Source organism: Neobacillus vireti, assembly GCF_001026695.1.
GTDB classification, from domain to species: domain Bacteria; phylum Bacillota; class Bacilli; order Bacillales; family Cytobacillaceae; genus Neobacillus; species Neobacillus vireti.
Genome location: NZ_LDNB01000012.1, coordinates 502249 through 516685, shown reverse-complemented (window position 1 = coordinate 516685; position 14437 = coordinate 502249). Strand labels below are relative to the sequence as shown.

The following is a 14437-nucleotide window of genomic DNA, read 5'->3' as shown; positions in this document are numbered from 1 at the left end:
AAAGGAGGGCGACCTCCTTTTTAATTAATGCTATCAAAACCTGACGCGTTTAATAATTTATACACATGTTCTCCCATATGTTCTTCTAACTGCGAACGGAACAAATCATCATCAAGCACTTTTCCAAAGAATCCCTGGTTTTTATCAAATCCCGCAACCACATAATCCAAAAACTTCTTCCGAAAGCCTAGAATGAAATCATCATAGGTATTATTCTGCGCTTGAGTCCTGAGCGTTTCATCGCTTGCAGCAATTTCAACAATCTGCTGAATGTTCAGCTTTTCATGCTCGCCAAATTCGGTCCCGTTTTTAGAATTTAGTCGCTCTAAAATAACCGTAAGCGGATCTATTGGCGGGTCCTCTTTAGCTCCGCTACCGTTAACATTTATCGTAACATATTTTTCTGTATCTTCCCCAAGGGAAATATCCGCCTTCCCTTTATCTTTAATGGAATAATATTCAAGGACAACTTTATCCTCTAGGCTGATAGGAGGATTTCCTTTAATAGAAATTTTCTTTAACAGATACCGTAGGTAAACGAATAATTTATGAAGATCAACGTCTTTAAATGGTGTAATCTGTAGGATGAACATATAAAGGCTATTGAATTTTCTAGCGAGACTTATAAATTCCCGCTGCTCCTCTTCAGACATTCGCTTATACCGGTCTGCCGCTACATCAATATAATTATTTGATAACTCCGTATCCTTTTTTGCTTTTTTGTCTTTATAAATAATTTCAACAAATTTATTTACTTCTTCTTCATGCAAAATCATATAATTATCGATTTCCTGCTGGATGCTGTAAAGTTCATTCGGTTCCACATCGCCTTTTAATACGGTATCTTCATAATATGGTTCAAACGATTTGCGAATATCTTCCGGATCATTAACAAAGTCTAAAATGAAGGTGTCTTCTTTTCCAGGATAAGTCCGGTTAAGGCGTGATAAAGTTTGTACGGCTTTTAGCCCTGAGAGTTTTTTATCAACAAACATCGTATGAAGCTTTGGCTGGTCAAAACCGGTTTGATATTTTTCGGCTACAAGCAATACCTGATATTCATCACTATCAAACTTCTTCGTTAATTGCTTTTCTGAAAAACGGTTCATGCCTGGCTCAGTATATTCATCTCCGTCGTCTTTTACAGTACCAGAAAATGCGACAAGCGCTTTCATAGCTTTGTAACCTTTTTTCTTGATATATGCATCAAAAGCCAACTTGTATCTGACCGCATGGAGTCTTGAAGCGGTAACGACCATTGCTTTTGCCTGTCCGTTTAATTTCTTGCTTGTCACTTTTCGGAAGTGCTCGATAATAATTTCAGTTTTTTGCTCAATATTGTGCGGGTGCAGGCTCACAAACCGCGAGATGGCTTTTGTTGCTTTTGCGCTCTCAAATTCCGGATTGTCTTCAATTTTTTTAGCGACCCGGTAATATGTTTTATAAGAAACATAATTTTGTAATACGTCTAGGATAAACCTCTCCTGAATTGCCTGTTTCATGCTGTAAAGATGGAAGGGACGCGGTTTGCCTTCAGCATCTTCGGTGCCGAACATTTTCAAGGTGCTGCCTTTTGGTGTCGCTGTGAAGGCAAAGAAACTGATATTAGCCTGTTTCCCGATACGATTGATTTCATTCAGGATTTTTTCTTCAGCATCAGTTTCAATTGCTTCTGCTTCTTCATCGAGCTTTTGCGCTTCTTCAAGAGTTAAGCTGGTCGTTAAAGCTGCCATGTTCTTTCCGCTAGTTGAAGAGTGTGCTTCGTCGATGATGATAGCATAATTCTTATCTTTTAATGTACCAAGTTTATCGAGTATGTATGGGAATTTCTGAATTGTTGTGATGATAATTTTGGTGCCTTTATTCAAAGATTCTGCCAATTGAGAAGAGTCCTCTTCAATTTTCGCAACCATTCCCGCTTTATGTTCTAGCTGATAGACCGCTTTTTGGAGCTGCTTATCCAATACTTTACGGTCCGTAACGACAATAACGCCTTCAAAAACAGGCTGGTTTTCATCGTTATGAAGAGTTGCTAAACGATGTGATAACCATGAAATAGTATTGGTTTTACCGCTGCCAGCGCTGTGTTGTATTAAATATGATTGACCTGAACCAAAAGCTTTCGCATGATTTAAGACATTTTTAACCGCATCACGCTGATGATAACGCGGGAAGATCAATGTTTCTTTAGTAATGATATTGCCTTCGTCATCTTCGTCCTCATCGACTTTCAGATAAACGAACTTATCAAGGATTTCAACCAGGTTCTCACGAGTTAATACATCCTCCCATACATAATGGGTCTTCAGCTTCCCATCGACCGGAGGATTGCCTTTACCGCCATTGTATCCCTTATTAAACGGAAGGAAGAATGTTTTAGTGCCATTTAATTTTGTTGTCATGAACACTTCGTTTGTATCCATTGCAAAGCAGGCAATGACCCGCTGCTTAAACCGGAACAGAAGGTCTTTCCCGCTGCGGTCATGCATCCATTGCTGTTTCGCATCAACGACGTCTTGACCAGTGAATTCATTTTTTAGTTCAAAAGCGAGGACCGGCAAGCCATTTAGGAAAATAACAAGATCGATACGTTCATCTTCTTTATGAACCAACTCTTCCGTTACGGACAGGCGGTTCTTATCATAAAGAACAATCAATTCTTTATTCAACGTAGTCGGTGGTTTGAAATAAGCCAGTTTTAACTGAACGCCATAATCCTTAATCCCCTTGCGAAGGACATCGACCATACCACGACGCTTTAATTCAGTGTCCAATCGAAATAGTATTTTTTGTTTGTATTGCGCTTTATAAATATCTTTCAATTTCGCCAATGCTTTTTCTTGAGTTTCTTCAAGAAATGAAAACAATTGCTTTTCATCAAAGGCATATTGACGATTGTAATCCTGATTAGTACCTTCAAAAAAACCATTTACGGTGGTCAAGTATTCCTTGACCACTGTTTGAAATGCACGTTCTTTTAAAATATCTGGTGTAAATATCATAATTTCACCTCCAATACGCTTACATTGTAATCATTAATATTGATTTTTCCTGTTACGGCTTCATAAATTAGAGAATTTCTATATTGTTTAAATGTTTCAATTTGATTTTGTATATTCAGAAGAGCATCATCTATTTCAGCCGTTTTTTCTTGTATATAGTTTGCAATTTCCTTTTGTTCTTCTATCGGTGGCAAAACGGTTACAAAGTTTAAATATTTTTCCGCACTTACATTTTGTATAGTTGCAACTGTTGTTGCTTCGTTTACTTGAAAATAAAATATACTTGATTTTGTAAAATAATAAAGAAAATCCGGTTCAATTATCCTACAATCTGGAGAAAATTTAATCATGTAACCTGCAAAACATGCTGGACCGTACTTTTCTTTATAAATAAATGTTTTCCCTACTGTTGCTCCCGATCTTGCAAACAATATATCTCCATCCTCTAATAAGAAAGGTCTAGCTTTACGAGGTTCTAATCCTTTAACATCATCATTTTTTAATTCTCCATCTAGTGTTAAATCGGTTATTCTTATATACCTAGGTTGCCCTTCCTGTATTGGTTCCCCAGATTCTGTTGCCCCGTATAACATTGGCGCGTCTTTGATATACTTAAATTTTTTAACTTCCCAGTTGTAAGGTATCTTTCCTATCCAATCAAAACCGCTATCCTTCAATTTTTCATTTTGATTCAATCCACGAGTTATTGTTTCAGTGATTAGCGACAAGCGATATTTTTGAAGTGTAATCAATTGCTGTTCTTTTTTATAAATTAAGTCTTCGATTGACTTATAAATTTGATTTAGGAAACTTGCAATGTTCTTTTGCTCTTCAAAGGGAGGGCAAGGCACAAGAATTCTTTTGAATTCATCCCATCTAGTCGACCACAAATCATCAACTATTCCTCTGCCCCATCTGTAAAACTCTTCTGAAAACATCTTGTTTCTGAACAGATGATGATAATAGTCCATATAAGTATTATTTGTTTTTGGCTTTATTACTGTACAAATTAAAGATACAGAACCATCAAATTCGGATACACCACATGAACCTTTTCTATCGGAACGACTATTGATTACAAAGTCATTTTTTAGAACTTTTTTTCTATTATCATTGTTATCCGTTTTAGCGACATTTTCCAATTGTTTCAAAATCCCCATTTTGGTTACAGACAGAGGCTCAAAGTCTTTATCGCTGACCTTTTCGTTTCTCTGTTCAAATAACTCTGATACTTTTTTAATCTGCCAATGCTCTGGTATGTTTCCAGTCCATTCAATATCTGAAATTTTGCTTTGATTATTACTTCTATAACTCATTATATAAGCACCCTCTTTAATAGCACTTGGATACTATCCTCTAGGTCAATTGCCCGCTGTTTTAAATTCGCGGAATTTTCTAGTTCTTCGTACTTATAAAAATAGCGTGTTAATGGTATTTCATAACCGATTTTTGTTTTGCTTTCATCAATCCAAGCGTCAGGTACGTTTGGTAATATTTCACGTTCGAAATATTCGAAAATATCTTTTTTTAACGGAACGTTTTCTGTATCTCGGAGTATTGGATCTGCTTCTACTTTGCCTTTGGCATCTAAGCATATATCGGCTGTATCATCCCGTTCAGATAGCCCCATATAAACGGCTTTCCATAAACCCGCTTTGACCTCTGGAACATTTTTGAATAACGGTTTCAGAACTTTTAAAAATTCTTCTCGGTTTTTGTACAATTTATCTGAAGAGTTTTTTGTTAAAATAGAAATAATTATTTCTTGAAGTTTTTTTCCTTCTTCTAATTTTTCTGTTTTTTTAACTTCAGCGCCCTTTTTATCTTTTTTAAGATTTAGTTTTAAAAATTCTTCTTCATCGAATAATTTCGTAAATGCTGATTCACCATAAAGATTTTCGATTCGTTCTTTAGACATCATAAAATTAAGCCTTAGCGGTCGCTCAACTGTTATTTTTTTATAACCAAAATCAGCACCATCAAAAATCCTACAATTTTTACTCTCCTTGAAATCACCATAAATACGTGTGATTTCGTCAATCTGCAAATGCGTTATCTCGTTTCTCTTATTTCCAAGACTTTTTCTCATTTTTAGAAAAAAACTGGTAGCATCAACAAGTTGAACTTTTCCTTTCCGAACTGCACCCTTCATTAAATCATCATTTTTTCGATTTGAAAGAATCCATACATATGTTGAAATTCCTGTGTTATAGAATAATTGGTCAGGCAATGCGACAATACCCTCCAGTAAATCTTCATCAATTAACCAACGACGAATCTCACTTTCTCCGCTTCCGGCATCTCCGGTAAACAAAGGCGAACCATTCAAAATAATTGCCATTCGGCTCCCTTTTTCATCCTGTTTCATTTTCGATACCATATGTTGTAAGAACAAAAGAGAGCCGTCAGATGTACGAGGAAGACCTGCACCGTACCGACCATCAAAACCTTTTTCTTGATATTCTTCGATAATGCTCTCACCATAATGCTTCCAATCAACACCAAATGGAGGATTCATTAACGCATACCGCGCCTGCAACCCCTTATGACCGTCAGCATCTGTCAATGAGTTTCCGAAGGCAATGTGCCCCGCGTTTTGCCCTTTAATCAGTAAATCAGCGCAGGCAATTGCGTAGGATTTCGGATTGATTTCCTGTCCAAACACTTCTACCTGTGTATTGGGATTTAACGCTTGAATAAAGCGAGTAGCTTCTGAAAGCATGCCCCCCGTCCCGCATGCAAAATCTCCTATTTGAACGATTTTTCCTTCCTGCATCAATTCTGATTGATCTTCGTTTAAAATAAGATTTACCATTAATTGAATGACTTCACGTGGTGTGTAATGATCACCTGCTTCCGCATTTTCTGAAAAACGACGGATAAATTCTTCGAATATGTATCCCATTTGCATATTTGATACACGAGTTATACTTAAATCTATCCCAGCGAAAAGCTGTATAACATTGTACAATAGGTTATGCTCGTCCATTTTTGAAATTTGCTTATCAAATTCAAAACGCTCAAAAATAATGCGAATATTAGCAGAAAAACCTTGAATGTAATTGCGCAGGTTAGCTGCTATGTTGTCAGGATCTCTTAAAAGCGATTGGAAATCGAATTGACTTATGTTATTAAAGTCATATCCAGTAATTCTATTTAAAATGGCGTCGTGTTTAATCGTTTTTGCCCTTTCTAAAACTTGTTCTTTTGTAGGTTGTAATAGAGAGTCAAATCGTCGTAATACAGATAACGGTAACACTACTTCTTGGTATTCTTCTTTTTTATATGGACCGCGAAGAATTTCAGCATTTTTCCATATAAAATTAACGAATTCGTTGTTGTTTAAAACTTCCATTTTTATAGTCACCCCGTCTGTTAGTCTAAGACTATTTTCATAATTTTCCTTTTTATTTTACCGCAACTAATCGAAAGTTTCATTATATTTATAAAACGATAAAAATCGCAGAAATAAAAAATCGTCCTATAAGTTAGGACGACCGGACATTGACCATTGTTTTTTATAATTTTCCAATTCCTTCATTCTTTCGTAAGGTGTTCCAAATCTAGCTTTATACAACAAGTCAGCTTTTTCCCGATTTATATTCTCTGGATGCTTAGCAGCATTTTCAAAAGCTTTCATTTTAAAATATGGCTGAGTATTATCATTGAAATTTATTCCATTTGCCTTGAAAGAAAAAATTAATCCAATCACTAAAAATAATATAAATCCTATTTTTTTAGACATTATTATCTCCTCCGTTTCAATCCCAATCATTATAACGAAGGTTTTATATATTTCAATTAATTGGTAATTTTTTTTACCAGCTTTTTTAATGATTTGAAGAAGAAATATAAAATCACCCTAGCTTACAGGACGCTTTCGCATATAGTCATAAAATAGAAATACAAACCATCCCTTTTGTTATTATTTTCGATTTTTTATTCTTACCATAAAAAAACATTTATCCAAATTTAACAAGTTTTTTTAAAGGTCTAAAAGCTCGAATTTATTTTATATTTATCTAAAACTTTAATAAATTCATCAACATAATGTTGATGAATCGAATTATCGTGATTGCTTAAAATCGAGTCATAGTTTTCTTTGTACTGCGAATCACCTGTAGATAAAAAATTAAACATATTCATTTGCGCTGTTTTTGTTTCTTTATAACTATCTAATAATGAGATGTTAAAGTTTTCTACCGTTTCTTTTTCTGGTATATCAGGTATATCAATTTCACTTAAATTATCGATTACGTTATCAATATTTTCTAATTGTTCGCCGATAAGAACTAGACTTTGTTCTCTTTTATCTTCATAATTTTCATCTGTTAAATCAGAATTTAATTCAATTATTTTAGATTGCGTAATTTCTATCGGAATTAAAATCCTATTTAAATTATCAACATATGTATTCAATTCTTCTTGAGAATTAATTTCAATATTGTCATGTCGTACAACGTCGGAAGGGTTGTGTACGAAAAATGAAAAAACGAATAACCCCAATCCAATTATTAGTGATAAAACATTAATCCAAACCCAAACCGTAGGCATATTGTCTGGGTCATGCTTATAATTTGTAAAAATTCCAAAAGACCAAAAATACACAATGGTTATTATAAGTGAAAAAGTAAAAAGAATTGAACCATAAATATAGTATTGGTAAGTACCAAAAGCCATTAACACAGTGTATATCCAACCCAACATTACAACACCACCTTTTCATTTCGCACCATTATAAAAAGAATTAACGAGAAATCAAGAAAACTCTGCGAAAAAAATTGTACGAAAATTTATGCGATGACACTGTACCGTTATAAGTGCAGTTGATTTAAATCAAACTTCAGATAAATTATTAAGTAAAGTTTATATTAAAGGAAAATTGGTTAGCCTCCTTAAGTTTATTCACGGGAAATCAATGAAAAAAAATCGCCCTAGCTTACAGGGCGATTTCGTAAATAATCGTAAAACGTAGTCCGGCTGATTCCGGTTTTTTCTGTGATTTCTTTGACTGAATAGCGTTTGGATTCATGCAAGGCAAATGCCATTTCAAGTTTTTCCGCGTCAACGCTTGGTCGACCGAGTTTGACGCCGTTTTTCTTTTTGGCAGCCAATTGCTCTTTTGTTCGTTCAGAAATGATGTCGCGTTCAAACTCAGCAAATGCCCCCATCATCCGGAAGAAGAGTTTTCCCTGGGCGGTCGTTGTATCGATTTTTTCACGAAGTGAAATGAATTCTATCCCACGTTTTTCAAGATGATCGGCAAGTTCCTCCAGGTGCTTTAAGCTGCGGCTGACGCGGTCAAGCTTAAACACTACGATTTCATCGCCCTCGCGGGCATAATCAAGCATACGTTTTAATTCCGGTCTTTCTTTTTTCATTCCCGAAACATGCTCTTTATAAATATTTTTTTCTTCAACATCGGCAGCCTTCAGCGCTTCAATTTGCATCAGCATGTCTTGATCATCGGTCGACACACGAGCGTACCCAAGTTTCATTATTTTCCCTCCAATTAGTGTATGAAAAAGGGTCAAATGGAAATTTTCCGTACATCTTACTTTCCGGACCCTTTTACTTACAAATTTTACCTCTATTTTATCAAAAAAATGACCCATTTTGGATTTCTGAAAATTTATCCATTAAACGGTCGTTTTTCGGATATATAAGTAATTTTATTTTTTCTAATATAAGCCTTAAATAAAATTAAAAACATACAAAAAAAGCTGATAAAAGAATCAGCTTTTACAATGTTGTATTATTATGAAGTAACAGGTACTCGCTTGTTTTCTTTATTCTTTACCTTACTTTCCCCTAGTGACTTTACACCTTTATGATATTTTCCCATTGCAGCCTTTTCGCTTCTTTTTAATGTAGAGGAACCGATTTTATAACCCAATCTTGCCATCATATTCCCTCCTTAAATTACTCTTTTTTCAATCGATTTTACAAATGGATCATATAAACCTAATAATAACAAATTCGTCGTGAAATGAGCAAATTCCTGCTCATTTTCTTCATTAATAACATTTTCTTTATAAATGTAAACAGCTAGTCCTAAACGCGGTTTGCCAACATTTCGAGCAGTAATGAATTGAGAAAACTTAGCATTTGGTGTTTCCCATCTTCCTTTTACATTTTCTTCTTTCAATCTGATACCTTCGATGTTTAAAGATGAATCAATGTAAAACTTTGCATGATGGAGATCTTTTGGATTTTTCAAATAAATTAACTCATAATCATCAGTAACAACTTGGTTTACTCTTTTTGGGAAATACCAGATAAAGTCAATCTGTTTCTTCCTCACATTAAAAATTCTTTTAACTTCCCATTCGATTGCAGTCATGTAAGAAGTTATTTTAACATCTATAACTCTTTCAACGTCTTGTTTTTCTAAGGAAAGTAATGCATCGCCTAACTTTTCTTCTATATCTTCATAATTTTCAAATATGTTTTTAGCCTTTTTAAAAGGAGCTGTAATTAAAAAAACTATTCCAAAGAAAATCAAGCTATAAATGCTGAACAGAAGAATAAATTGCCCGGTAGATAATGCAGGACTCATCTTTTCTTTATATTGTAGAAAGGACAAAGAAAATGGCTTTGCCATTAATTTATGTAGATACCCCAATAAATCTCCCGCTCTTTCATCAACATATTTAAATATAATGAAAGCAAAAAGAGCCCCAGGTATTCCATACCGCTTTTTAAACAAAAAAATCCCCCTCACCAATTATGTATTTGTCTAATTTTAAATATTATCAAAATATAGACAATACTACAACAATAAATGGTAAGAGGACTTTTATTTTCCATAAACACTAGGCTTATTTCGTTTTAATGTTGCTAAATACACAGTTTTTCCATTCTCAAGTTTCTTTTTTCTTTTATTTTCAATTTTAGAATCTGTTGATATTTTATCTATTCTTTTAAACATGTGCGCCTCCTAAAAAAAATCTATTAATTATTATTATTGTTTCGGTTGATTACTAATTACCCTTTTCGTTAAACAATATTCTTCATGTTTCATCAGTATTTCCCTACAAACATTTCCCAATCCAATGAAAGTTGGTACTAAACAAAAATGTCATCGAAAATTGTCGGCAGCCCTCCCTTTCAAATTGGGTTTTTATTCTATCTCCTAACTCCCACTTTCCTAATAAACAACGTATTAGTATTTCAATACCCATTTAACAATGAAAAAAACGCCTTATCGGGCATTTACAAATCATTCCACATAATCGATGCATATCTTTAGTCTATTTATTAGCCGCAATACCTGGATTTTCATAAAAATAGACCACCATAAATAAAATGGTGATCTTTTGATCAAAATGATTCATTGATTATTTTATGTCAATCGATTTACCGGTATTTGGAATAAATGAATTGGTTAATAGATGTCCATAAATCATTTTCCATTGCCCGTTTTCGTTCGTAACAGATAAATTTTGTGCATAGGTATGCTTAGGAAATTTAATTTCAACTTGAACAATCGCCAACGATTCCGAAATATAATTTATCCCATATGTGATGATTTCTGGTATAGGCTGCTCGCTTAACGCTTGTAGGTGTTCCTCGATTTTTTCATCCGGGGAATCAGGCAAAATTTTAATGAAGGATTTCATTTTCTCCATATCACGGGCTTTTATGGAGTCAGTGTAATCTTTAAACAGCTGTGCGATTTCTGCTTCCTTAGCTGTTCTTTTTGTTACATTTGTATTCTTGACTCCAGCTGGCGGAACCCCAATGACTATCTTCCATTTGCCATCTTTTTTGATGACTGGAGTTGTTCTAATATTAATCATTTCTTTATATGTGGCTTGAATGGATACTAAAGCTGTTTCTTCGTTAATTAAGCTAAATTTCGTTATTTTGGCTTGTTTTAGTGGACTTTTGTGACAGAGCTCTGTGTACATTTCCTTAAGATTCTCGATTTTGAGGAAGTACTCCGAGTTATCAACCATAATATCCACATTACAATTTTTTTGTGCTTTTAGGAAATTCTCGACCGCTTTCAACGCTTCATCTTTTGTTGCTGCTTCTACGCTTAAACCATTAAAGGAAAGTAACAGAAACAACGCAAAGCATAACTTGCCTTTTATGAGCCTTTTTATAAAATCAGGCACATGATTCACCTCATTCATCATTGTTGATTCCTATTATTTTTCTCATATATTTTCAAATTATGTACAATTAAAAAAACGCCAATTATTGGCGTTAGTTTGTTCTTTAAAATTACTTCGCTATATCATTATCGATAAGCTCTTCCATTATCTTAATAGAATCATCTTCAGGTCTATTCATTTGTACAACACCAACCATAAACCATTTGAATATTATTTCAGCTTTTTCAGGTATTATGTCTAATACTTCGTCCCAGAACAGCTTGTCTTCAAAGCCTACTAAATCCTTAACCAAAGAATCTGGGAGTTTGTGAAGGAATATCGCAAATGCTATACTTTCAACTTCTTTTAAATAACGTTGCTTAAGTAACTGGAAAAAGAGATCCAGGATTTTTGTATATCCGTGCTTTTTTTCTTCAATAGTTAAAGTGTCAAGATATGACATTATCTTATTTATTTTCATCGCTAATCCTCCAACGTAATTTTCAACAGTTATTTCCATGTCCACCAAGAATATTCATAGAACTTCAAAAATAAAAAGCGCCATCGACTGGCGCTTTAAGATTGATTCCTTTTATAACTAATCAACGACAGTTACGCCAACGATTTTATCGAATGCCAGCCGCTCAAATTCACCTGGCTTAACCTCCACACATAAATGCTTCGTTAACGGGTCGATGTAATGTACATTACCCGTTATTTGCTCCGTAAAGCCGTCATCCCATACGGATAGATTTACCGCCAAATGATACGCCATTGCATAAGCTATGCGCTGGTCAAACTCCTCTTTTTCATATTCGTCAATCAACGGCTTTGCCAGCCGCTGCTGATCCTTAAACATCTCGCGTGTCATCGCAAATCCTTCCGGCATAAATGAAGCCGGCTGCCATTTAATTTTGCCGCGGTCGCGTATTTTCATCTCGATCATCTCCTTAATATCATTATATACGAACTAACGTTCTTAACGAAATAATTACGGTGTTTTACTAAAATAAAAAACGCCCTTTAATGGGTAACGTGTTCCGTTTTGGGAGGGAAAATCTCAATTAGCAATTCATTTTTCTCCCTAAAACGTACCTGAATTAACTACGGAATTAATAAAAGATTTCACTAATAAATCTAATATTTTTACCTATATTATTTATTTGGTGCTAAAATGTGATTGGTAATAAAAGACAAATATTGTGAAATAGAAAGGACGATAAATTTGGAGTTTGTGAAAAAAGAAATGATAAACACCTATAAAATCACTGAATCCGAAAGGATTTCATTGGTTGTTATATTATCAGTATTGGATGAAAAAGGTGAGATAAAATTATTGACGACACAAGCAAAAAATTGGTTAAAAATCTTTTGAAAGGATTTAATGAGTAATTCACATTCCGAACAATATGAAACTAAAGGAGATAAATAAAATGAATGACATTGAAAAAGAATATCTTTCGGATACAATTGCAATTCTTGTTGGTTATGATGGTGAACACGAAGTTGACGGGCTAAAGGCTTTAATTGATGAAACAAGAGAAAGGTTGATTAAACTTTATAAACGAGAGGTCACGAAGATAGATTTAGGAATTGCATTTAACCTTGACAGTCCATTTGAAGTTTTAGAGGGTGGGAAAGGAAATAAAGGAAATGATGATGAAAACAAAGCAAAAACAGCAATAATTCGGCAACTAAATGATTCACAAACTAAAAAGTAGTTACGACGCAATACGAAGAAAATATGTACCATTAAAAGATTAAACCGATAATTTTATTTATCGGTTTTTGTTTTTCCAAATAACAGATGAAATGTCTGCTAATTGATACTTCATTTGTAATGTTTCTCTCCCTTAACGGAACTCTTTAATGGGCGTCCGTTGATACTGTTATATAAAGAATTACAGCTCAGGCTACTGTGCTTTATTTGCATTTTTAAAATGAAGGTGGATCTCCTGTTGATAACGGGTTCCGTTTCCTATCGCAAAACTTTAAAATGTAGACCAAAAAGTAATTAAAAATGTAATCAAAAATGCACTGCTTTATGCAGTGCATTTTGTCCATTAAAAATAAAAAAGCCCAGTATAAACTGAGCTCCGTTAATGCAATAAGAATTTATTCATTTTTTAATCCTAATAATATGGATTTTGAAATTAATCGAATTATTAATTGCCCGATTAAAATGGCAATACCGGTAAATATAATGGCGAAATTCATTCCAAAAGGGTTAAACCAGGACTCATTCGGAGGAGTTATAAACGTTGTCCCCAACAAAACCGATACTATGATAGAAAAGATGTTTGTAAAAAGAATAAATCGAACTTCCGTTTTGGTCGATAAAAGACCGACGAAAAGGACAAATATGAAAGAACTTCCAAACGCTACAACTGATGCATTCGGAGATGGCTGAGTTTCAAAGTAGTGAAACAAAAACGGCATTGGAATTAACGAGGCTACAAACCATAAAATTCTAATAAACTCTCCCCCTTTTAAGTTAACCCATTGTTATATTTAGTGTAATTTTACACTATTCCTAATTAAACAACAAGCATTTGTAGCGAATTTATTATACCTAATTTGTATAGCAATATGTATATAGTAATGTTGTTATATACTAGCCAGTATATTTCAACATATTCAACTACAAATTGCTATACAAATAAACATATAAATCAAGGGTAAATCCCTTTATACCAACAAAAAATGTCTATCAAATTAGCCCTTAATTTGATAGACATTTTATATTACATTTTCTTTGTTTGCGATAGGAAACGGAACCCGTTACCTTTACTGGGCGTCCGCTAATCCTGTTATATAAGGGAGACGATGCAGTTTTACAGCACGGGCAATTGCCAAACGCAATTCTTCTCCTTTTCCAAAATCCATCGACAAATTGATGTCTTTTTTTGGGTCTATCACTTTAAATTCCTCATTGGCTCGTGCTCGCCATCTTATAGGGAGGAGCTTAATATGTCCTTTTAAAAAGTAGTTGTCACTTTTGCTGTGTAGAACACAAGAAGTAACTTCAACGTTTCGAATACTATTTGCTAAAAATTCAGAAAGCACTTGTTCTAATTCTTCAAAATAGGTTGGTTTATATAAATGAACTGCTTTGGTTATTTCCTGCCACATTTCTTCTTCACGACCAAGACCCGCTTGGTTTTTATCATATTTGAATTTTGATTTTTTTATGATGTTAAACTCTTTGTCGGCTTGCGCTCTCCATTTAATTAGAAAATAATTTGCAATCATTACTGTACCACCTAAAATATAGACATCTTTTTTTCGACCGTGGGGAAAACAGAAATCAACTTGGACGTTTGTAATTTTCAA

At 34.1% G+C, this 14437-nt stretch carries 15 protein-coding genes; 2 read left to right on the top strand and 13 right to left on the bottom strand.

From position 1 onward, the window contains the following. Positions 1-20: 20 nt before the first annotated feature. The 12 genes from AA980_RS15615 to AA980_RS15570 form a co-directional block, all read right to left on the bottom strand. Positions 21-3002: a type I restriction endonuclease subunit R gene (locus tag AA980_RS15615; protein ID WP_024029251.1), complete on the bottom strand. Its 2982-nt coding sequence runs from the start codon at positions 3000-3002 to the stop codon at positions 21-23. Continuing rightward, positions 2999-4318: a restriction endonuclease subunit S gene (locus AA980_RS15610; RefSeq protein ID WP_024029250.1), complete on the bottom strand. Its 1320-nt coding sequence runs from the start codon at positions 4316-4318 to the stop codon at positions 2999-3001. The genes AA980_RS15615 and AA980_RS15610 overlap by 4 nt, the downstream gene beginning before the upstream one ends. Further along, positions 4318-6357: a type I restriction-modification system subunit M gene (locus AA980_RS15605; RefSeq protein ID WP_024029249.1), complete on the bottom strand. Its 2040-nt coding sequence runs from the start codon at positions 6355-6357 to the stop codon at positions 4318-4320. The genes AA980_RS15610 and AA980_RS15605 overlap by 1 nt, the downstream gene beginning before the upstream one ends. A gap of 126 nt (positions 6358-6483) precedes the next feature. Then, the gene (locus AA980_RS15600; RefSeq protein ID WP_024029248.1) at positions 6484-6747 is read right to left on the bottom strand and encodes a hypothetical protein; all 264 of its coding nucleotides are present in this window, start codon (positions 6745-6747) and stop codon (positions 6484-6486) included. A gap of 248 nt (positions 6748-6995) precedes the next feature. After that, on the bottom strand, positions 6996-7709 hold the full coding sequence (locus tag AA980_RS15595; protein WP_024029247.1) for a hypothetical protein: 714 nt from the start codon (positions 7707-7709) through the stop codon (positions 6996-6998). 227 nt (positions 7710-7936) lie between these two features. Further along, positions 7937-8500: a recombinase family protein gene (locus AA980_RS15590; protein WP_024029246.1), complete on the bottom strand. Its 564-nt coding sequence runs from the start codon at positions 8498-8500 to the stop codon at positions 7937-7939. A gap of 260 nt (positions 8501-8760) precedes the next feature. After that, positions 8761-8910, bottom strand: a complete 150-nt coding sequence (locus tag AA980_RS27265; protein ID WP_156351193.1) for a hypothetical protein — start codon at positions 8908-8910, stop codon at positions 8761-8763. Between the two features lie 9 nt (positions 8911-8919). Further along, entirely contained in the window at positions 8920-9711 is a 792-nt protein-coding gene (locus tag AA980_RS15585) for a hypothetical protein (RefSeq protein WP_024029245.1), read from the bottom strand. A gap of 90 nt (positions 9712-9801) precedes the next feature. After that, complete coding sequence (locus tag AA980_RS28045; protein WP_268926656.1) at positions 9802-9933, bottom strand: hypothetical protein; 132 nt, start codon at positions 9931-9933, stop codon at positions 9802-9804. Positions 9934-10342: 409 nt separating this feature from the next. Next, the gene (locus AA980_RS15580) at positions 10343-11146 is read right to left on the bottom strand and encodes a nuclear transport factor 2 family protein (protein WP_156351192.1); all 804 of its coding nucleotides are present in this window, start codon (positions 11144-11146) and stop codon (positions 10343-10345) included. Between the two features lie 88 nt (positions 11147-11234). Next, entirely contained in the window at positions 11235-11624 is a 390-nt protein-coding gene (locus AA980_RS15575) for a hypothetical protein (RefSeq protein ID WP_156351191.1), read from the bottom strand. A 78-nt stretch (positions 11625-11702) separates the two neighbouring features. Continuing rightward, positions 11703-12041: a YolD-like family protein gene (locus tag AA980_RS15570; RefSeq protein ID WP_024029242.1), complete on the bottom strand. Its 339-nt coding sequence runs from the start codon at positions 12039-12041 to the stop codon at positions 11703-11705. 496 nt (positions 12042-12537) lie between these two features. Between AA980_RS15570 and AA980_RS15560 the strand changes: the two genes are divergently transcribed. Together AA980_RS15560 and AA980_RS27260 are read left to right on the top strand one after the other, a co-directional pair. Then, positions 12538-12825, top strand: a complete 288-nt coding sequence (locus AA980_RS15560) for a hypothetical protein (RefSeq protein WP_024029240.1) — start codon at positions 12538-12540, stop codon at positions 12823-12825. A gap of 335 nt (positions 12826-13160) precedes the next feature. Then, positions 13161-13514 (top strand): hypothetical protein, encoded by a 354-nt coding sequence (locus AA980_RS27260; protein WP_034724359.1) that lies wholly within the window; start codon positions 13161-13163, stop codon positions 13512-13514. Positions 13515-13891: 377 nt separating this feature from the next. On the opposite strand, the gene AA980_RS15550 is transcribed toward AA980_RS27260, so the two are convergent. Beyond that, the gene (locus AA980_RS15550; protein WP_024029238.1) at positions 13892-14437 is read right to left on the bottom strand and encodes a hypothetical protein; all 546 of its coding nucleotides are present in this window, start codon (positions 14435-14437) and stop codon (positions 13892-13894) included.